This window comes from Edwardsiella piscicida (assembly GCF_021733145.1).
Lineage (GTDB): Bacteria > Pseudomonadota > Gammaproteobacteria > Enterobacterales > Enterobacteriaceae > Edwardsiella > Edwardsiella piscicida.
On record NZ_CP090968.1, the window covers coordinates 1,803,343 to 1,824,027 of the forward strand.

General features: G+C 61.9%; 17 protein-coding genes. 5 read left to right on the plus strand and 12 right to left on the minus strand.

Features of this window, described 5'->3' with window-relative positions:
• Positions 1-8 precede the first annotated feature (8 nt).
• The 7 genes from rsxD to ydgT all read right to left on the minus strand — a co-directional run bounded on the left by rsxD (position 9) and on the right by ydgT (position 7,670).
• Positions 9-1,046 (minus strand): electron transport complex subunit RsxD, encoded by a 1,038-nt coding sequence (rsxD, locus tag L1P05_RS08275; RefSeq protein WP_012848539.1) that lies wholly within the window; start codon positions 1,044-1,046, stop codon positions 9-11.
• Positions 1,047-3,350 carry an electron transport complex subunit RsxC gene (rsxC, locus tag L1P05_RS08280; protein WP_012848540.1) on the minus strand — a complete coding sequence of 768 codons (2,304 nt, stop codon included), beginning with the start codon at positions 3,348-3,350 and terminating at the stop codon, positions 1,047-1,049. It lies immediately after the preceding gene.
• A complete protein-coding gene (rsxB, locus tag L1P05_RS08285) occupies positions 3,343-3,918 on the minus strand; it encodes an electron transport complex subunit RsxB (protein WP_012848541.1) in 576 nt (191 codons plus the stop codon). The genes rsxC and rsxB overlap by 8 nt, the downstream gene beginning before the upstream one ends.
• A complete protein-coding gene (rsxA, locus tag L1P05_RS08290) occupies positions 3,918-4,499 on the minus strand; it encodes an electron transport complex subunit RsxA (protein ID WP_012848542.1) in 582 nt (193 codons plus the stop codon). The genes rsxB and rsxA overlap by 1 nt, the downstream gene beginning before the upstream one ends.
• A gap of 154 nt (positions 4,500-4,653) precedes the next feature.
• Entirely contained in the window at positions 4,654-5,085 is a 432-nt protein-coding gene (locus L1P05_RS08295) for a DUF2569 domain-containing protein (RefSeq protein WP_012848543.1), read from the minus strand.
• Between the two features lie 84 nt (positions 5,086-5,169).
• On the minus strand, positions 5,170-6,900 hold the full coding sequence (locus L1P05_RS08300) for a formate--tetrahydrofolate ligase (protein WP_012848544.1): 1,731 nt from the start codon (positions 6,898-6,900) through the stop codon (positions 5,170-5,172).
• A gap of 554 nt (positions 6,901-7,454) precedes the next feature.
• Entirely contained in the window at positions 7,455-7,670 is a 216-nt protein-coding gene (ydgT, locus tag L1P05_RS08305) for a transcription modulator YdgT (RefSeq protein WP_012848545.1), read from the minus strand.
• Between the two features lie 242 nt (positions 7,671-7,912).
• Between ydgT and L1P05_RS08310 the strand changes: the two genes are divergently transcribed.
• On the plus strand, positions 7,913-8,893 hold the full coding sequence (locus L1P05_RS08310; RefSeq protein WP_012848546.1) for a bile acid:sodium symporter family protein: 981 nt from the start codon (positions 7,913-7,915) through the stop codon (positions 8,891-8,893).
• Positions 8,894-8,926: 33 nt separating this feature from the next.
• On the opposite strand, the gene add is transcribed toward L1P05_RS08310, so the two are convergent.
• From add to manA, 3 genes are all read right to left on the minus strand, one after another.
• The gene (gene add / locus L1P05_RS08315) at positions 8,927-9,928 is read right to left on the minus strand and encodes an adenosine deaminase (protein ID WP_012848547.1); all 1,002 of its coding nucleotides are present in this window, start codon (positions 9,926-9,928) and stop codon (positions 8,927-8,929) included.
• Between the two features lie 223 nt (positions 9,929-10,151).
• Complete coding sequence (locus L1P05_RS08320; protein WP_012848548.1) at positions 10,152-11,630, minus strand: YdgA family protein; 1,479 nt, start codon at positions 11,628-11,630, stop codon at positions 10,152-10,154.
• A 128-nt stretch (positions 11,631-11,758) separates the two neighbouring features.
• A complete protein-coding gene (gene manA / locus L1P05_RS08325) occupies positions 11,759-12,937 on the minus strand; it encodes a mannose-6-phosphate isomerase (RefSeq protein WP_012848549.1) in 1,179 nt (392 codons plus the stop codon).
• A 195-nt stretch (positions 12,938-13,132) separates the two neighbouring features.
• Here manA and fumC point away from each other — a divergent pair, with 195 nt between their 5' ends.
• Positions 13,133-14,536, plus strand: coding sequence for a class II fumarate hydratase (fumC, locus tag L1P05_RS08330; RefSeq protein ID WP_012848550.1), 1,404 nt, complete (start codon positions 13,133-13,135; stop codon positions 14,534-14,536).
• Between the two features lie 18 nt (positions 14,537-14,554).
• Here fumC and tus read toward each other — a convergent pair whose 3' ends face one another.
• The gene (gene tus, locus L1P05_RS08335; RefSeq protein ID WP_012848551.1) at positions 14,555-15,493 is read right to left on the minus strand and encodes a DNA replication terminus site-binding protein; all 939 of its coding nucleotides are present in this window, start codon (positions 15,491-15,493) and stop codon (positions 14,555-14,557) included.
• A 530-nt stretch (positions 15,494-16,023) separates the two neighbouring features.
• On the minus strand, positions 16,024-17,244 hold the full coding sequence (locus tag L1P05_RS08340) for an MFS transporter (protein WP_225857743.1): 1,221 nt from the start codon (positions 17,242-17,244) through the stop codon (positions 16,024-16,026).
• Between the two features lie 219 nt (positions 17,245-17,463).
• Between L1P05_RS08340 and L1P05_RS08345 the strand changes: the two genes are divergently transcribed.
• From L1P05_RS08345 to bioD, 3 genes are all read left to right on the plus strand, one after another.
• Entirely contained in the window at positions 17,464-18,405 is a 942-nt protein-coding gene (locus tag L1P05_RS08345) for a LysR family transcriptional regulator (RefSeq protein ID WP_034168082.1), read from the plus strand.
• 115 nt (positions 18,406-18,520) lie between these two features.
• A complete protein-coding gene (mlc, locus tag L1P05_RS08350; protein ID WP_012848555.1) occupies positions 18,521-19,744 on the plus strand; it encodes a sugar metabolism global transcriptional regulator Mlc in 1,224 nt (407 codons plus the stop codon).
• 226 nt (positions 19,745-19,970) lie between these two features.
• Positions 19,971-20,636, plus strand: a complete 666-nt coding sequence (gene bioD / locus L1P05_RS08355) for a dethiobiotin synthase (protein WP_012848556.1) — start codon at positions 19,971-19,973, stop codon at positions 20,634-20,636.
• The last annotated feature ends 49 nt before the right edge of the window (positions 20,637-20,685 follow it).

Consider the following 20,685-nt stretch of genomic DNA (forward strand, 5'->3'; position numbering starts at 1 on the left):
GGGACTCCTTAGCGATGCCCATAAACGCGCGGCTGGGTGTAGTGGTCGATCAGCGGCACACAGATGTTGGCCAGCAGTACCGCAAAGGCGACGCCGTCGGGGTAGCCGCCGTAGGTGCGGATCAGCCAGACCAGCACGCCGCACAGCAGGCCAAAGATCAGGCGCCCCCGCGGGGTGGTGGCGGCGGTGACCGGATCGGTGGCAATGAAAAACGCGCCCAGCATGGTAGCGCCGGAGAACAGGGTGGTCAGCGGCGGCGCAATGCTCTGCGGCGCCAGCCCGCTGCCCAGCGCGGCGCACAGCGCCATGGCGGCCAGGAAGCCGAGCGGGATCTGCCAGTGAATAATGCGGCGCAGCAGCAGCAGCAGGCCACCGAGCAGGAATCCCGCGTTGACCCATTGCCACCCTAAACCGGCCAGCTCGCCCTGCCAGATGGGCTGGCGGAAGATTTCCGTCAGCGTCTGGCCGCTGCGCAGCCCGGTCTTCACGCTGTCGAGCGGTGTGGCGGAGCTCACGCCGTCCACGCTCAGCAGGGCGTGCAGATCGGCGGCGTGACCGCCGAAGATCTGTAATAGGGTATGGCTGAAATCCAGCGGCTGACTCAGCAGGCTCTGCGGCGGCAGCCAGGTGGTCATAGGTACCGGAAAGGCAATCAGCAGCATGACATAGCCGACCATGGCCGGGTTGAAGGGATTCTGTCCCAGTCCGCCGTACAGCTGCTTGGCGATGATGATGGCAAAGGCGCTGCCGAGCACGACGAGCCACCAGGGCGCCAGCGGCGGCAGGCTGATGCCCAGCAGCAGCCCGGTTAGCAGCGCGGAGTTATCGCCGAGCGTACTGAGCGGGCGTCGGCGCAGACGCAGCGCCAGCGCTTCGCACAGGCAGGCGGTGACGATCGCCAGCGCCAGTTGGATAAGCGTGCCATAGCCAAAAAAGTGGATCTGGGCGGCGATGCCGGGTAACGCGGCGGCGACGACCCAGAACATGATCCGTGCGGTGTGTTGACGGTTGTGGGTAAAGGGGGAGCTGGCGATTCTGAAGGCCATTTATTCCTCGCTTGGCGCTGCGGACGCCTGCTTTGCCTTAATGCGGGCGATAGCGGCCGCGACGGCCGCTTTCTGCGCATCCGTGGGGGTGGATGGAGCGGTGGGCTGGGGCGCCTCTCCGTTGACCAGCGCCTGGCGGGCTTTTACCCGGGCGATGGCCGTCGCAATCGCCGCCTGGCGATCGGACGCCGGCGTCTCTCTCTCCGAGGCCGCCGGTGTATCCGCGTCGGATCCTGGCGCGTAGGCTGCCTGCAGCGTAGCCCGGGAGATCTGACGGCGAGGGCTTTCACCCTTGTCTGCCGCCGGCGGTACGGGGTTCGGGGCGTCGGTCTCACTCGCCGCGGCCTGCTTGGCCTTGGCGCGGGCGATGGCAGCGGCGATAGCGGCCTTGCGCGGGTCGTCCGGCGCCTTGTCTGCCGTCGGCGGCGCGGGGTTCGGGGCGTCGGTCTCGCTCGTGGCAGCCTGTTTGGCCTTGGCGCGGGCGATGGCGGCGGCGATAGCGGCCTTGCGCGGGTCGTCCTGCGTATTGTCTGCCGCCGGCGGCGCGGTGTTCGGGGCATCGGTTTCGCTCGCCGCGGCCTGCTTGGCCTTGGCGCGGGCGATAGCGGCCTTGCGCGGGTCATCCGGCGTATTGTCTGCCGCCGGCGGCGCGGTGTTCGGGGCATCGGTTTCGCTCGCCGCGGCCTGTTTAGCTTTGGCGCGGGCGATGGCGGCGGCCAGCGCCGCCTGTCGCGGATCGTTTACCGCGGCGGCGTCTACGGCGGCGTCGCTATCATCGGTTGGGCCCGCTTTACGCAGGTTAATGCGCTGCAGCGCGGCTTGGATGGCCTCCCGATCGCTGCTGCTGACGCTGACCGCCGCCTGTTTGTGACGCTGCTCGCGCGCCGCCTTTTCCCGCGCCAGGCGCGCCAGACGCGCCTCAAAGCGCGCCTTGGCCTCGGCGGCGCGTCGGGCCTCATCGTCCAACGCGCGGATCTCGGCTTTTTCTTGGCGATAATACTGCACCAGCGGAATATTGCTGGGGCACACATAGGCGCAGGCGCCGCACTCGATGCACTCCTGCAGATGGTAGTCGCGCGCCTTATCGTGCTCTTTGCCCTGGCTGTACCAGTACAGCTGCTGGGGCAGCAGGCGCGCGGGGCAGACGTCGGCGCAGGCGCCGCAGCGAATACAGGGCTGCTCCGCCTGCGGCGCGCTGAATTCATCGCGCGAAGGCGTCAGAATACAGTTGGTGATCTTGACCACCGGGACGCCGAGGCGCGACAGGGTAAAGCCCATGAGCGGGCCCCCCATGATCACCATCGGGTGTTTGTTCTGCGCAATAAAGCCGCCGTTTTGCAGCAGATGCTTCACCGGCGTACCGATGGCGGCCCAGACATTCCCCGGGCGATGCATCTGCTCGCCGGTCAGGGTGACCACGCGCTCGATCAGCGGCTCTCCGTCGATGACGGCGCGCTTGATGGCGTAGACCGTCGCCACGTTTTGCATCAGCACGCCGATGGAGGCCGAGTGCTGGCCGTGGGGAACCTCCATGCCGGTCAGGATCTTGATCAGCTGCTTGGCCCCGCCGGAGGGATATTTGGTGGGGATCACCCGCAGCTGTATCTGTTCGTGACCCTGTAACGCTTGACGCAGGGCGGCGATCGCCTGCGGCTTATTGTCTTCGATGCCAATCAGCACCCGCTCTGGCGACAGAATGTGGCTCAGTATCGCGCAGCCGGTGACGATGTCCGCGGCGTGCTCGCGCATCAGGCGATCGTCGGCGGTGATGTAGGGCTCACACTCGGCGGCGTTGATGATCAGGGTATGAATGCGATCTGCGCCGCCGTTGAGCTTGGCGGCCGTCGGGAAACCGGCGCCGCCGAGCCCGGCGATCCCGGCCTGATGAATATGGTCGATCAGCGCCGGGGGCGTCAGGGCGCGATAGTCGGGCAGCGGGTGACGCTCTCCCCAGCGCTCCTGCTGGTCGGGAACCAGGCTGATGCACAGCTCGGGCAGGCCGGAGGGGTGTGCGGTCACCTGGCGCGAGATGGCGCTGATGGTGCCGGAGGTCGACGCGTGTACCGGCAGGGTGCGGCCATTGCCGCGGGTGAGCGGTTGGCCTTTCAAGACCCGTTCGCCGACCTTGACCAGGAGGTCCCCCTCGGGTCCCAGGTGCTGCTGCAGCGGAATGATCAGCAGATTCGGCAGCGGAATGCGGCGCAGCGGGATCTCGCTGGAGATCTGCTTCATCTCAGGGGGGTGGATCCCCCCTTTAAAGTCCCACAGTCTCTCTTTACGCAGTGCGGCGAACAGCTTAAACATGGCGCTCAACTTCCAGAATGTGTACGGGAATGGTCTGCAAATCCCATTTCCAGGTGGCGGTCGTGGTGGGTACGGGCACCAGCTGGATACACGACGTCGGGCAGGGCGGTAGACACAGGCCGCAGCCGGTGCACTGATCGCTGATAACGGTGTGCAGCGCCCGCGTCGCGCCGACGATGGCGTCGACCGGACAGGACTGAATACACTTGGTGCAGCCGATGCAGTTGGCCTCGTCGATCAGCGCGACCTGGCGCTGAGGCTCGCTCTGGGCATTTTCACCCTCCAGCGGCTGCGGGTCGACGGCCAGCAGGGCGGCGATATTACGCATTACCGCATCGCCGCCCGGCGCACAGCGATTGATCTTTTCGCCGTTGGCGACGGCTTCGGCATAGGGGCGGCAGCCAGGGTAACCGCACTGGCCGCACTGGCTCTGCGGCAGCAGGGCGTCAATACGTTCTACGATGGGGTCCGCTTCCACCTGAAAACGACGGGCGGCAAATCCCAGGATCAGGCCGGACACCAGCGCGATGGCGCTGACGGCGGCGATCGCTATCCACAATGAAGACATTAGAATTTCACCAATCCGCTAAAGCCCATAAAGGCAAGAGACATCAGCCCGGCGGTGATGAGGGCAATGGACGCGCCGCGAAACGGCGCCGGTACGTCGGCCAACGCCAATCGTTCACGGATGGCGGCAAACAGCACCATCACCAGCAAGAAGCCGGCGGCGGCGCTAAACCCGTACACGGCCGACTGCAGAAAGTTGTGCGACTGGTTGACGTTGAGCAGCGCCACGCCGAGCACCGCGCAGTTGGTGGTGATCAGCGGCAGAAAAATGCCCAGCAGACGATATAGAATCGGGCTGGTTTTACGCACCGCCAGCTCGGTGAATTGTACCACGACGGCGATGACCAGAATAAAGGTCAGGGTGCGCAGATAGGTCAGCCCCAGCGGCACCAGAATAAATTGGTTTACGGCCCAGGCGCAAACGGACGCCAGGGTGAGTACAAAGGTGGTTGCCAGTCCCATGCCCATCGCCGTCTCAAGCTTTTTCGATACCCCCATAAAGGGGCACAGGCCGAGAAATTTAACCAGGACGAAGTTATTGACCAGGACGGTGCCGACCAGCAACAACAGGTAATCGGTCATCACACAAAACCTACAAAGCAGAAAGATCAGCCGGAAGATGAAACCGCTGTATTATCGGGGTTTAACCGGCTGACGACAACAGATCAAACGTAGGGTTATTGCGATTTGCGCAAATTACCCACGATAAGGGCGGCGTCGACGGCGTAAATTGGCGCTATTGCTCAATAAATGTCTGGCGCACGCGGGCCGAACGCTTGATATAGGGAACAAACACGGCGGCGGCCAGCAGCGGCGTGATGATCCCGCGCAGCGCCAGCGTATCGCTGATCGGCGAGAAGGCGAACGACTTCAGCGCCAGCAGCAGCATGACCAGCAGCCAGGCGATGAAATGCTTGGGGAAGCGCCGCGAACGCTTAAAAAACAGGCGCAGTACGTGCAGGGAGAAGCACCATACGCCCAGGGTAATGAGCAGAGAGAGCCCCCACTGAGAGGAAAAGGTGCCGCCGTGGGCCCACAGGCGTCCGCCGCCGCCGTGCTGCAGCAGCGTCATGATGAACAGCACCAGCATCAGGCTGGAGGAGAAGAGAGAGAGGATCATGTAGGCCAATGGCGCAAACAGCCAGCCGCCGATACGGTCAGTTTTCATCGTATGCAATACCGGATAAAAGGGCGAATGCGGGGGAGTATACCCGATCCCGGCGCCGGAGGGTGCAGGGATCGGGGGGCGGCGTTAGCTCAGGCCAACGGTATTGCCGTCGGCGTCGATATCGATGTGGCGGTAGGCTGGCAGGGTGCTGAGCCCCGGCATCGTCATGATGTTACCGGCGTAGGCGCGAATAAACCCGGCGCCGGCGGAGACCTGCAGACTGCGGATAGGCAGCACAAAGTCGCGCGGGGCGTTTTTCAACGCCGGATCGGCGCTGATGGAGAGCGGAGTCTTCGCCATGCACAGCGGCAGGTGGCCAAAGCCGGCCTGCGCCAGCGCCTCCAGCTCCTGCTGCGCCTGCGCCGTCAGCTCGGCGTGGCTGGCGCCGTAGCTGTGCGCCAGGGTCTGCAGCTTGTCTGCCAGCGGCATCTCGTCCGGATACAGCAGCGTGACCTGGGCCGCCTGGCTGCAGGCGTCGGTGACACAGGCCGCCAGGCGCGCCGCGCCGCGCCCGCCGAGGGCAAAGGCTTCGCTGAACTCGACGCCGAAGGCGCCGGCGCTCAGCGCATAGTCGCGCAGTATGGCCAGCTCCTGCGGCGTATCCTCCGGCCAGCGGTTGACGGCGATCACTACCGGCAGACCGTAACGGCGGGCGTTGGCGATGTGCCAGCCCAGGTTTTCACACCCGGCGCGCAGCAGATCGGCGTTCGGCTGCTTGACCTCTTCCGGCAGCGCCTGTCCCGGCTTCATATTGAACTGCCCGCTGTTGGCCTTCAGGCTGCGCAGCGTGGCGACCAGCACCACGCAGGAGGGGGCGATCCCCGACTGGCGATATTTGATATTGAAGAACTTTTCCATGCCCATGTCGGAGCCAAAGCCCGCCTCGGTGACCACATAGTCGGCCAGCTGCAGGGCCAGTCTATCGGCCAGCACAGAGGAGTTGCCGTGGGCGATATTGGCAAAGGGGCCCGCGTGGATCAGCACCGGCGTCTGCTCGCTGCTCTGCATCAGGGTCGGGTGGATCGCCTCTTTCATCACGACGGTCATGGCACCGGCAACCTGCAGATCCTCCGCGGTGATCGGCGCGCCCTGCAGGGAATAGGCCAGGATCACCTTACCGATGCGCAGACGCATATCGGCCAGGCTCTCGGAGAGCGCCAGAATGGCCATCAGCTCCGAGGCGGCGCTGATGTCAAAGCCATCGTGGCGCGGCACGCCGTTATTGCCGCCGCCGACGCCAACGTCGATGCTGCGCAGCGCCCGATCGTTATGATCCATCACCCGCTTCCAGACGATGCGCTGGGGGTCGATATCCAGACGCGGCAGCCCGCTCTGGTCGGAGAACGCGTCGCCCAGGCGCTGCTCATGGAACAGACGGGCATCGAGCGCCGCCGCGGCCAGGTTATGGGCGGCGCTGATAGCGTGAATATCGCCGGTCAGGTGCAGATTGAGCTGCTCCATCGGCAGCACCTGCGACGCACCACCGCCGGCGGCGCCGCCCTTGACGCCGAATACCGGGCCGAGGCTGGGCTGGCGGATACAGGCGATGGCGCTGTGCCCCAGATGGTTCAGCCCTTGGCTCAGGCCGAGGGTCGTAACGGTTTTCCCTTCGCCGAGCGGCGTGGGGGTGATGCTGGAGACCAGGATCAGTTTACCGCGGGACGGGCGGGGCGTGAGCTTCCGCATATCCACCTTGGCCGCATAGTGGCCATAGGGGATCAGGGCTTCAGAGGCGATGCCGATTCGGGCGGCAACGGCGGCGATCGGCTGCAGGGCAGGCTGAGATGAAGGCATCGGTTCGCAGCGGGATATCATGGCGTGTCGTGATCCTTTACATAGACAGAGTAAACACAGGCGCTGCCGGCAGCAGGCCGCTAAGTGGGCTGAGCGGCATCGATTATACGCCTGGACGGGCTCGGGTGCGTACTATGCCACACTGCGCAAACGTTTGCTCCGCTAAATGTCGAAATATTGTGACAGGGCGGGGGAAAACGGCGCCGGACAGGATAAAAAATGGACTGCGCCGCCAGCGTGGACTATTTTATAAGGCTGGCTGATTTATCATGCCGCTGAATACGGCGAGGATAGGGGGATAGCCGCGGCGTCGCCGGGTATTTACGCGTAATTTGCATCGTTGTTAGCGTTAATAGAAAAGGCGAGGTAAACGATTAACCGGATGGAATAATTCAGATAACCTAATTTAAATTCATTTTCCCTATCCGGGGCGTCCGCCGCCCGCTATTCCAGCGGCCTGCTCTGCGTAGTTGAGACAACGGCGTCGGGCTCAGCGAGAGGCGGGCGCGCTGGGGAGGGGAAAACCCTGTCCGCCGCGCGCGGACAAACGACCGATGCGCGCGGCGCAGCTCATTCTAGACGACATAGTGCCAAATCTCTTTCGGCACGCAGCCTACGTCAAATAGGCGCCCGCCGCTGACCAGCTCGGCGCGCCGATGATCGGCGGCGCGATACATATTTATAATGTCGCGTTCATCGTGCAGAGAATAATTTAAATGGTCGAAAAGTTTTTCCAGACTGTCGCTATTATTCACTTTGCGGAATTTGTGCAGGAATTCGTCAACGTTCATATTTTGGTCATTGTTCGAAATGGATATGTATAATAAAAAACAGTATTCAGCAATTATTCTAATGAGTCCAGAGAGATATTAGTGACATGGATTACAAATTTATGAAATATTGATGGCAACGACGCCATTCAGCCCGCCGCGGCGGCGGGGATTTTGTCAGGGTCTGTAACAGGGGGCGTGGCAGCAGGGGGAAACCCCGTTATGATGGGGCGACCCCATCGATTGACAAGGAAACCGGTGTTATGTCCTGGCTGCGGCGTTTACGCATTGATCCATTTCTGTTGGTCTTGATCCTGGTGGTGCTGCTGGCATCGCTGTTTCCCTGTCGCGGTGAAGCCAAGACCCTGTTTGGTCACTTGACGACGGCGGCCATCGCGCTGCTGTTTTTTATGCATGGCGCCAAGCTGTCGCGCGAGGCGATCGGCGCCGGCATCGGCCACTGGCGGCTGCATCTCGTGGTCTTCCTGAGCACCTTCGCGCTGTTTCCCCTGCTGGGGGTGGGGCTGGGGACGCTGGTGCCGGCGCTGATGAGCCCGGCTATCTATCTGGGCTTTCTGTATCTGTGCGCGCTGCCGGCGACGGTACAGTCGGCCATTGCCTATACCTCGATGGCCGGCGGCAACGTGGCGGCGGCCATCTGCAGCGCCTCGGCCTCCAGTATGCTGGGGGTGTTTTTATCGCCGCTGCTGGTGGGGCTGCTGATGCATACGCAGGGCGACAATATCGATAGCCTGCATGCGATCGGCGCGATTGTGCTGCAGCTGATGCTGCCGTTCCTGCTGGGGCATCTGTCGCGTCCGCTGACGGCGGCCTGGGTGGCCCGTCACCGGCGCCTGATCAATGTAACCGACCGCTCATCGATTCTGCTGGTGGTCTATACCGCGTTCAGTGAGGCGGTGATCGAGGGGATCTGGCAGCGTATTGACGCTGTCTCGCTCGGGGTGATCGTGCTGGTCTCTTGCCTGCTGCTGACGATTGTGCTGCTGATTAACACCGTCGTCGCCCGGGCGTTGGGATTTGATAAGGCCGATGAGATAACCATTGTGTTCTGCGGCTCTAAAAAAAGCCTGGCCAATGGTATCCCGATGGCCAACGTGCTGTTTCCGGCGGCGGCCGTCGGAATGATGGTGCTGCCGCTGATGATTTTTCACCAGCTGCAGCTGATGGTCTGTGCCTGGCTGGCCCAGCGCTACGCCCGCGGCGGTCAGGCGCGCGCTGAATAGCGAGGCCCCAGGGCGCGCTGGGGCTGGGGGACGTTAGCCCGCCTGCTTGGCGTCGCGCAGCGCCTGTTTCTCCGCCGGGCTCAGGAAAGCCATGGTCAGGCCGTTGTACTGCGCCTGGCGGATCTGCTCGGCGCTCAGCCCTGCCGCCGGGGCGGCCGTCTGATATTCGTGACGCAGCTCAATCCCTTCGACCGCCGGGTCATCCGTATTGAGGTTAGCGATAATGCCGTGCTGTAGGAAATGCTTCAGCGGATGCTGTGCCAACGAGGGCACCGTACTGGTCTGCAGGTTAGAGGTGAGGCAGGACTCCACGCCGATGGCGTGCTCCGCCAGATAATCCATCAGGCGCGGATCCTGGATCGCATTCACGCCGTGGCCAATGCGTTCGGCACCCAGCTCGCGGATAGCCTGCCAGATGCTTTCCGCCCCCGCGGCTTCGCCGGCGTGTACCGTAATGTGCCACCCCGCGTCACGCGCCCGGGTAAAGTGCGACATAAACAGATCGCCGGGGAAGCCCAGCTCGTCACCGGCCAGATCCAGCGCGGCGATCTGATCGCGGCAGCTCAGCAGCGCCTCCAGCTCTTGGCGGCAGGCCTCCTGCCCAAAGGTGCGGCTCATGATCCCAATCAGCTTGACCGGAACGCCGACGTCGCGCGATCCGGCGCGGACGCCGTCAATGATGGCTTCCACCACCCCCTGCAGCGGCAGGCCGTGGCGCTGCGCCATGTAGTAGGGAGAAAAGCGCAGCTCGGCATAATCGATGCCTGCGCGCTTCAGATCTTCAACGTTTTCGTAGGCAACCCGGCGACAGGCGTCCAGGGTGGCCAGAACGGCGACGCCCCAGTCCAGCTTCTGCAGAAAGCTGACCAGATCCGGCACCGTATCGCTGATTTGGACGTGGGGGCGCAGGGCCTCCAGCTCGTTCGCCGGCAGCGCCAGCTGATACTGTTGCCCCAGCGCTAAAATGGTTTGCGGTCGGATATTGCCATCAAGATGGCGGTGCAGGTCGGTCAGGGGAAAACGCGAATCGATCATGATGGGCACTCTCAGTTATTTTGCGTAAAGTGCGCAACAGTATAAAAATAACGCGATGTAAAGCGCTATCTCATTACATAAAAGTGTGATCAACATCACTAAAAATCAACGGATGTCTCGATTTATCGATATACTGTATATATATACAGTGGTGCGCGTGACGCGGGGATGGGAAGAAAAACGCCCGCCGAGCGGCGGGCGTTATCGCGGGTGCCGGGGAGGATTACTGTGCGCCAGCGGGCGCCGAATCCATACCGCCAAGCACGCCAAACAGGCCAGCGAACTGGGCTAGGGTCATCGGCTTACCGTTCAGGGTCACCTGACCGTCGGCATAGTGCAGCTGGCTGACGATCGCGTTATCCTGCTGCATCGTCAGCTTAAACATCTGGCCCATGGCGGAGACGCCCTGCACCTGCTGTGCCGCCAGCTTTTGTGCCTCATCGGCCTGGTAGCCCTCGAGCTCGGCCGCATTGGCGGCGATTTGCGTCGCCATCGGCATGGAGAGGTTGAGGGAGACATCCAGCGTACGGACGGCCTGCAGCAGCGGTGGCAGCGCCGCGGCGGCCTCGGTCTTGGCCGGTACGCCCAATGACAGGCTCAGGTCAAACTGACTGCTGCCGGCGCTGTTTTTCCAGGTGACCGGCTTGAGTTCGATCTGGGGGTTGCCGTTCAGCAGGGTCGGTAGCGCGGCATCCAGCATGCGGGTCAGCTGCTGCTGATAGGCGATGCTGTCGCTGCTGTTGCCGCTACTGATCTGTCGGCTGATAAAGGCATTGTACTCATCGGCAAACCCTTTCACGCCATGGCCATCGAACCCGTTCAGATTCAGCGTCATGGCGCCGCCGCCGAAGGCTTTCCCATCGATCTGCAGCGCGCCCAGGCGATAGTCCACCCGTGCGTCCAGCGTACGCTCACCCTCTTTCAGGCTGGCGTCCATCGCCAGATCGTCCAGCGCGGCGCTCTCTTTGCCATCGACCGACAGGCTCAGTCGCTTGGCGGCGATCTGCTGTTCACCGACATTCAGGCCGAACTTGCCCATCTTACTGTGGGTGGTAAAGGTGGCGCCGGTCAGCGACAGGGTTTCACGCTGCCCACCGTTCGGGGCGTCGATGCTCAGGCTCTTGGCATCCGCCGCCAGATCCATTCGGCTGAGATCGCGAGCGATATCGGCCTTAATCTGTGCGCCGCCAAAGTCGATTTTATTCTCGCCCGCTTGCAGAGAGAGCGGCAGCAGGGTTATCTCGGAGCGGTTATCTCCGCTATAGGCGATCCGGGTATAGGCATCGAGAGGCGACTGCCCTTTATTGGCCGTAAACAGCGGGGCGACCAGCGGCGTATTGGCCAACTCACTGTGCACCACGGCCATGCTGGGCGCCAGGGAGAAGTGAGTCAGCGGGAAGGGGCCATGGCTGATGGTTTCATTCAGCGCCAGCTGCTGGCCCGGCTTCAGCAGTGCATCCTGTTTGGCGGCGGGATCGGCTTGGATAATGTAGTGAACCCGGCTGGAGAAAACGCCGCGCTGGTAATCCTGGTAGCTGATCTTCAGGCCGGCCTGAGGCAGGCGCTGCGTGAGGCTTTCGTTAAGGCGGGCAACTTCACCGTCCATACGCTGCTCAATAAGCTTACCGGTATACCACGATGCGCCGCTCCAGGCTGCGCCCAATACCACGATGACCGCAACGGCGACGGCTGATTTTTTCATACTCTGTCCTTCTGTAGCCAGAATCGGGCACCGGCTTCAAGCGCAGCGGTGCCGGAAGGTAAAAAACGCCCGCAGGCGTTTTTATTGTGGAGGCAAGGGGGCGTAATTGGCAAATAATTCGTTGAAAATTAATCTAACTGATTAAAAACGCGCGCCAGCTCGCCGTGACCGGTCACCGAAACCTGGCGGTCGGCGGCGCTGAGATAGCAAGACTCGCCGGCGCGCAGGATCAGCGTCTGTGCTCCCTGCTGCAGACGGGCCTCTCCGCGTATGCAGAACAGTACGGCGGCGCTCTCTTGGTGCAGCGGCTGCGGCTGTGCGCTCAGCGTATGGACCGCAAAGGCAAAATCGGCGACCGGCACCGGAAAACGGCGCTCCGCGCCAGAGGTGCACGGCGCCGTCAGCAGCGTATCGCGCGGTTTGGCAACGAAGCGGACGTTCGCCAGCAGCTCGGCGACGTCGATATATTTCGGGGTCAGGCCAGCGCGCAGTACGTTATCCGAATTGGCCATGACCTCCAGGCCGACGCCGTGCAGATAGGCGTGGGGGGTTTCGGCATCCAGGAACATGGCCTGGCCCGGCGCCAGCGCGATCACGTTCAGCAGCAGCGGGGAGAACAGGCCGCTGTCATCCGGGTAAATCGGGGCAATGGTGCGCAGGGTGTCCCAGACAACGCCTTGCTGGTGGGCCATCTCCTCGCGCAGGCGGCGCAGCGCATGGGCTTTTTCCTCGCCCTGCATATTGAGCAGGTTGGCAAACAGGGTTCGCAGCGTGTCGGCGTTCGGGTGCGCGATAAAACCGGCGATATCCGGGTGGGCATCGGCTAGCGACTGCAGCAGGGCGGCTATCTGGTCGAATTCGCGAAAGCCGTTCATCGCCGCAAAGGGGGTCAGCGCATACACCAGCTCCGGTTTATGGTTGGCGTCCTTGTAGTTACGGTTCGGGGCATTCAGCGCGATGCCGGCGGCCTCCTCACGCGCAAAGCCGGCTTCGGCGGCGCGCTTATTGGGATGTACCTGGATGGAGAGCGGCTGGGCGGCGCACAGCACCTTGAACAGAAACGGCAGCTCGCCAAAGCGGCGGGCGACGGCATCGCCCAGCTGAGCGCGTGGATCGGCGGCGATGTGATCGCGCAGGCTTTGCTCGGCGCCGTGCGCATCCTGCACCCGAGAGCTGTTCAGCGGGTGGGCCCCCATCCACAGCTCGGCCATCGGCTGGTTATCGGGGTTAGCGATGCCATAGAGGTTACTCAGCGCGTCGTGGCTGCCCCAGGCATAGTGCTGTATGGCATTGATCATCTTTTGCATCTATCGGTTCCGCGAGTCAGTGAAACGTGAATTTTCTTCAGTAAACAGGAACAGCCCCCGCCTCGGCAAGGGGATTGATCATCTAAATGGCGAAGGCATTCACAATGAGGCCATTGATAAGGAAGTATACTGAAAAAACAGCGATTAATTTTTCACCGCGCGGGCGATGGACCAACGGAAAATCGAGGAGAGACGATGACGGCGATGCGTATAGAGAGCGACGCGATGGGGCAGGTGAAGGTTCCTCAGGAACGGATGTGGGGCGCCCAGACGCAGCGCTCTCTGGCGCATTTCCGTATCTCGGTAGAAAAGATGCCGCCGGCGCTGATTACGGCGCTGGCGCTGGTCAAGCTGTGCGCCGCGCGCGTCAACAGAGAGGCCGGGCGCCTGACGCCGGAGAAGGCGGACGCCATTATGCTGGCGGCGCAGGAGGTTATCGACGGTCAGCGCGCCGGGGAGTTTCCGCTGTCGGTCTGGCAGACGGGATCCGGTACGCAGACCAATATGAATATGAACGAAGTGCTGGCGAACCGGGCCAGTGAGCTGCTGGGGGGGGGCCGCGGCGAGCAGCGGTTGGTGCATCCCAATGATGACGTCAATAGCGCCCAAAGCTCCAACGATGTGTTTCCAACGGCGATGCACGTGGCGACGGTGCTGGGCATTGAGCGCGATCTGCTGCCGCGGATCGCCCAGCTGAGCGATACCCTGCGGCATAAGGCGCAGTGCTTCGCCTCCATTGTGAAGATTGGACGCACCCATCTGCAGGATGCCACGCCGCTGACGCTGGGGCAGGAGATCTCCGGCTGGGTGGCGATGCTGGAGCATAGCGGGCAACATATCCGCCACGCGCTGCCGCACCTGTACGAGCTGGCGCTGGGGGGAACGGCGGTCGGAACCGGGCTGAATACGCCGCCGGGCTTTGCCCAGCGCGTCGCCGCGCAGATCGCCGAACAGAGCGGTCTGCCGTTCGTCAGCGCCCCCAATAAGTTCGAGGCGCTGGCGACCTGTGATGCCCTGGTACAGGGACACGGTGCGCTGAAGGGGCTGGCCTGCTCCCTGATGAAGATAGCCAACGACGTGCGCTGGCTGGCCTCTGGGCCTCGCTGTGGGATAGGGGAGCTGAGGCTGCCGGAAAATGAGCCGGGCAGCTCCATCATGCCCGGGAAGGTCAACCCGACGCAGTGTGAGGCGCTGACCATGGTGTGCGCGCAGGTGCTGGGGAATGATACGGCGGTGAATATCGGCGGCGCCTCCGGTAACTTTGAGCTGAATGTCTTTCGTCCGCTGGTGATCCACAATGTCTTACAGTCGCTGCGCCTGTTAGCCGACGGTATGGAGAGCTTTAACCAGCACTGTGCGCAGGGACTGATGCCGAATCGGGAGCGTATCGATGAACTGCTGCAGCGTTCGCTGATGCTGGTGACGGCGTTGGCCCCACACATCGGCTACGATCGGGCGGCAGAGATCGCCAAGAGGGCGCACCGAGAGGGGACGACGCTGCGGGAGGCGGCGCTGGCGCTCGGCTACGTTAGCGCGCAGGCGTTTGACCAATGGGTTCAACCCGCGCAGATGGTGGGGAGCGTCGCACAGGGCGACTGATTTGTGACAATGTCACGCTTAGTTTCCCCGCCCATCGACCTCACGGTACAGGTGCAGCCGGGGGATCAGCGGGATCAGCTGCTTGGCCCGCGGGCGATGGCGCAGCGCGATGTTATCGGCGTCGTAGTCGGCCAGGGTGCCGATGCGCGGCGCCAGCTCGGCGGATTCGCACAGCGCGATCAGCGGCATGCTGCACGGGTGCTGCACCTGACGCTGGATGGCGCTGTACCACACGCGGGCAATCGGCTGAACCTTGACCGGACGACGAATTTTGAGTTTGACATCCTCGGGCAGCGCCAGCAGGGTATCTCGCTCCTGCAGAATGCGCTGCGTCCACTGCTCGCCGGTATAGGGGGCAACGGCGCGCCCGGCGCGCAGGCTCTTGTCCAGGCGCGTCAGCACCTCGGCGCGACTGAGATTATTGATCACCTGCTTGTTTGCCCAGCCGAAGCCGACGCTGCTGGGGTCGTCCAGTAGCGTCAGGGTGCGGTAGGCGCTGAGGGTCAACAGTCCTTTGAGCTGGCGGTGGACAAATTCAAAACGCTGCTCCGGCGGCAGGCCGGTCTCCACGGCGATGATCTGCTCCAGCTGCCGTTTGTAGCGGTTGACCCGCTCGATCGCGTCGCGCAGCGCGCTGCGCTGTGAGGGGGTGGCCTGATAGCACAGCACGCCGGGCAGGCGTACCGCGGCCTTACTGCTGACGTGCTGGCTGTGGTGGTGGAGGAAGAGGCGGCGAAAGTGGCGGCGTCCGGCGTCAAAGGCCTCGTCGGCGGCGCAGGGGGTGACGGCGATGCGGCGGATCTCCTCATGCTCTTTGCCTTTTTCTATCTCCGGCAGCGCAAAGATTTGCGCCTGCAGCGGAGTGAGGGCGGCCAGCTGGTGGTCGGTATGAGCGAGCGCCTCCTCCAGTTGACGGAAGCAGAGATGAAGTCGTTCGATGACGCTGCTGGTGGACATAAAGAAGATAAACTCTTATTAGTTACAACATACTTTTGACTATGACACACCGCGCCATCTGCAGCAACGCATTTTCCCCTTACCCTCGTATGAACGGTGAGCAACGTAAGCCAACCAGGATGACGCGTACCGATAGGTGTAGAGGGGCTTAGATGAAGGGGACTCCCCGGACTGACGATTTCCCCTGGCCTTGTGGGTAACCAATGCCCACGTCACGCTCTGAGCAGACCGCCACCGCGGGTGTCTTGAGGCGGTATCGATATCCACAAATTATCCAGAATGATAGCTTTCCGGCTTTCGTTGGATCAGAGGCGGTGGGCGGACGTAAATTTTTGTGCAAGGGCTCGGCGACTCGCCCCGGCGTCAATACGTGTCGTCACCGTAGGCGTAGGTAGCCGTTCTTCACTCCGTGCTGAAGCAGGGACAACGCGCTTTCCGGCTACATTGGCCCTCGCAATACCTGAGTCGGTGCGCTTGCGTCTCAAGTAACCGATCTCGCCGAGCCGCCCTTTGGCCGCCCGGCGAGGGCGCTATGAGAGGGGAGCGGCTTCAGGAAGACGCTGCAGCCGCCGGCCCAGCAGCCAGGCGAGCAGCAGCATGACGACCAGGAAGATGACGATACCGTTCCAACCGTGGCTGTGCCAGAACACTCCGCCCAGCGTCCCGGCGACGCTGGAGCCGACGTAGTAGCTGAACAAATAGAGCGAGGAGGCCTGACCTTTGGCCCGGCGCGCTCGGCGTCCGATCCAGCTGCTGGCCACCGAGTGGGCGGCGAAGAAGCCGGTGGTAAACAGCACCATGCCAATAAACACCAGCCACAGCGCGGAGAAGGCGGTGATCAGCAGCCCCAGCAGCATAATGATGATCGCGACGCTCAGCACCGGGCCCCGGCCAAAGCGCGCGGTCATCGCCCCGGCCTTGGGCGAGCTGTAGGTGCCGCTGATATAGACCAGTGACAGTACGCCGACGATAGCCTGGCTAAGGTAATAGGGCGAGGCCAGCAGGCGGTAGCCAATGTAGTTAAACAGCGTGACAAAGCTGCCCATCAGCAGGAAGCCTTCGGCGAACAGCAGCGGAAGCCCCCGATCGTGGCAGTGCAGGCGCAGATTGAGCAGCAGGTTGCGCGGGCGCAGAGAGGTCGGGCGAAAATGGCGCGAGGGCGGCAGGATCTTCCAGAACATCAGCGCGCCGCACAGCGCAAATAGCCCGATAACGGCCAGGGTGGCCCGCCAGGAAAAGTAGTCCGTCAGGACGCCGCTGATCAGTCGGCCGCTCATGCCGCCGATCGAGTTTCCGCTGATGTACAGCCCCATGGAGAACGCGACTACCGAAGGATCCATCTCTTCGCTGAGATAGGTCATGGCCACGGCCGCGACGCCGCTCAGGGCTAGCCCCACCAGGGCTCGCATTACCAGAATGGCATCCCAGCTGCTCATCAGGGCGCAGATCAGGGTGCAGATCGCCGCCAGCAGCAGCGCCGTGACCATGACATTTTTCCGTCCGATGGCATCGGAGAGCGGGCCGGTAAACAGCAGCCCGATGGCCAACATGGCGGTGGACACCGACAGCGATAGGCTGCTGGTCGCCGGCGTGATGGCGAAATCCTGCGATAGCACCGGCAGGATGGGCTGTACGCAGTACAGCAGGGCAAAGGTGGCCAGCCCCGCTGAAAACAGGGCCAGCGTGACCCGCTTAAAATCGGGGCGGTCGCGGGTGATAAAAGGGGGTTTACCAGTAAGGCCATCGCTGATGGCGGTGGATGCCGGAGAGACGGTATCCGGCGCGGCTTCAGCCGGGGAGGTATTCACACAATATCCTTGTACGGGGCACACAGAGAGTCAGCGTAGGCCGCATCACGATCTGCGATGTCGACGCGGAACTAGGCTGCATGATAGCGAGCATAGAATTACGCCTGCTGAATGTCTAATATATTAATAAGAACCAATAATATATTTAAAGTATCAATAGCCATGCGCATCGAAATTCGTCATCTAAAGTACTTTATCGCCGTTGCCGAGGAGCGACATTTCAACCGGGCGGCGGAGCGGCTGAATATCTCCCAGCCGCCGCTGAGCCAGCAGATCCAGGCGCTGGAGCGTGAGTTGGGCGCCTGTCTGCTGATGCGCACCAACCGCAGCGTCAGTCTGACGCAGGCGGGGAGCCTTTTTCTGAAAGAGTGCTATGCCATCGTTGGCCAGCTGGAGCAGGCGGCAGAAAAGGCGGCTCGAGCACATCGAGGGGAGACCGGGGATCTGACCATTGGCTTTACCTCATCGGTCCCCTTTATTCCCCGGGTGGCGCACAGCCTATTCGCCTACCGCCATCGCTATCCGCAGGTGCATCTGCAAATGCGCGAGCTCAATACCAAGCAGCAGATCGAACCGTTGGTTGAGGGAAAGCTGGACATCGGCATTTTGCGCAATACCCAACTGCCCGGCGTGCTGACGCACCGGGTGCTGCAGCGCGAGCCGCTGGTTGCGGTTTTACACCGTCATCATCCTTTGGCGCAGCGGGGGCAGGCGCTGAAGTTCTGCGACTTGGCCGACCAACCCTTTGTCTTTTTTTCCCGCGGCGATGGTACAGCGCTGTACGATGAACTGCTGTCGCTGCTGAAGAGGGCCGGCATTGTGCCGTATATTACGCAGGAGGTCGGCGAGGCGATGACGATCGTCGGACTGATCTCAGCAGGGCTGGGCGTCTCTATTCTGCCGGCCTCCTATACCCGTATTCAGGTGGACGGTGTGTGTTATCGCGCATTGGATGAGCCCGACGCCTATACCGAGGTGTGGCTCGCCTACCACCGCCAGCGTCCGCTGAGCGCACAGGCCAATGCGCTGATCGCGCTGCTGACCGCGCCATCCGCCGACGCCATGGTGGCGCCAGCCATGCTGGAAAACCCACCGAATGGGTAAGTATTTGTGCACTTAATCACATAACTAATCAAATGGTTGACGCCTTTTTGTAAAATACCCACCATACCCGGTAAGATTTATTTTGAAGCGCGAAAAATAACTGGGAGTAGCAGTAGTGATTGCTGACGGTCAGCCGGGGCATATTGATCAAATCAAGCAGATAAATGCTGGGGCGGTTTACCGCCTTATCGATCGTTTTGGCCCCATTTCGCGCATTGAGCTTTCAAAACGCGCACAGCTGGCTCCCGCCAGTATCACCAAAATCGTGCGTGAGCTGCTTGAGGCTCACCTGGTGCAGGAGACGGAGTTCCAGGAGCCCGGCAGCCGCGGGCGTCCTGCCGTGGGGCTTACGCTGGATACCGCCTCTTGGCACTATCTGTGCGTGCGGATTGGGCTGGGCACCATGACGCTGGCGCTGCGCGATCTGAGCGGGGCGCTGGTCGCCGAAGATGAGCTCGCGCTGCCGGCGCAGGGGGAACTGCCGCTGCTGACCCGCATCGTGACCGAGATCGATCTGTTTTTTACCCGCCACCAGCATCAGTTAGAGCGTCTGACGGCGATTGCCATCACGCTGCCGGGGTTAATCAACGCCGCCCAAGGGATCGTACACCGGATGCCGTACTATGCCGAGGTGCGTGACATGGCGCTGAGCGCCGAACTCTCGCGCCATACTGGGTTGCCGGTATATCTGCAGCATGACGTTTGCGCCTGGACCATGGCCGAATCGCTGTTTGGCGCCGGCGCGGGCTGTGCCAACCTGATTCAGATTGTCATTGACCATAACGTGGGCGCCGGCGTGATCAGCGAAGGGCGTCTGCTGAACGGGAGCCGTCAAAGTCTGGTTGAAATAGGGCATACCCAGGTCGATCCCTATGGTAAGCAGTGCTACTGCGGAAACCATGGCTGTCTGGAGACGATTGCCGGGCTGGGCAATATACTGACGCTGGCGCAGCAGCGCCTCGCGCTGTCGCCGTCGTCACAGCTGCACGCGGTCAGCCCGCTGAACATTGAGGCGCTGTGTCAGGCCGCGCTGCAGGGAGATCAGCTGGGGCGGGACTTGATCAATAGCGTCGGCCATAGCGTAGGCCGCATCGCGGCGGTGATGGTTAACCTGTTTAACCCGGAGAAAATCCTGATAGGCTCACCGCTAAACCAGGCCGCAGAGGTCTTGTTCCCCTCCATTGCCAGCGCAATTCGGCAGCAGGCGCTGCCCCATTACACCCAGCATCTGTCGGTTGAAGCCAGCCATTTCCACCATCATGGCACAATGCCCGCCGCGGCGTTGGTCAAAGAAGCGCTGTATAACGGTTCGCTGCTGGTACAGCTGCTGCAAGGGTAATTGTTCGCTTTTGTTTGCCGAGCTGTTACTCATTTCCCGTGAATTCGCGCGGTGGGTAAGAAAATGATCCGCGCGATAAATAAAAATTTGAGCTAACGCAAGCCGCGTGAGAAGCGCTTCGCCTAGACTTTCTGGTTTATTGGCGATCGCGGGCACACAGCATACTTCCGGTCAGATCGTTCTGCTTTTCTATTATTAATCGGAGTCTCTCCGGAGTAATTATTCCATGTTAAAACGCGTATTCGTTACGGGAACCGACACCGAGGTGGGTAAAACGGTGGCTTCTCGTGCGTTATTACAAGCTATTCAGGCGGCTGGACACAGTGCGGTGGGGTATAAACCTATCGCCGTAGGCAGTGATGAGACCCCGCAGGGGCTCCGCAATCGAGATGCCGTCACGCTGCTCAACGCGTCCTCCATGGCGCTAAGCTATGACGAGGTCAATCCTGTCACCCTGCGCGAAGAGATAGCTAATGCCTATACCGGCGAGGCGCTGGACTACGGCGCCATGAGCCGTGGACTACAGCATCTGAGTGCCAAGTCGCAGCATGTCGTGGTGCAGGGAACCGGCGGCTGGCGGGTATTGATGCAGGATTTACGCCCGCTCTCCGAATGGGTTGTGCAGGAGCAGCTCCCGGTGATCCTGGTGGTAGGGATTAAGCTGGGCTGTATCAGCCATGCCATCTTGACCGCCCAGGCCATTATTAATGATGGCCTGCCGTTTGTCGGCTGGATTGCAAACCGGATTAACCCCGGCCTGTCGCACTATGCTGAAACCATTGATGCTCTGAGGCAGAAGCTGCCGGCGCCGCAGCTGGGAGAGATTCCCTATCTGTACCGCCCAGAGGAAAAAGCGCTGGCACGCTATATCGATTTGTCCGCGCTGGACTGACGCTGCGCGTGGAGAGCAGACGTTACTAAAACGGGCGTGCACAGTGCAC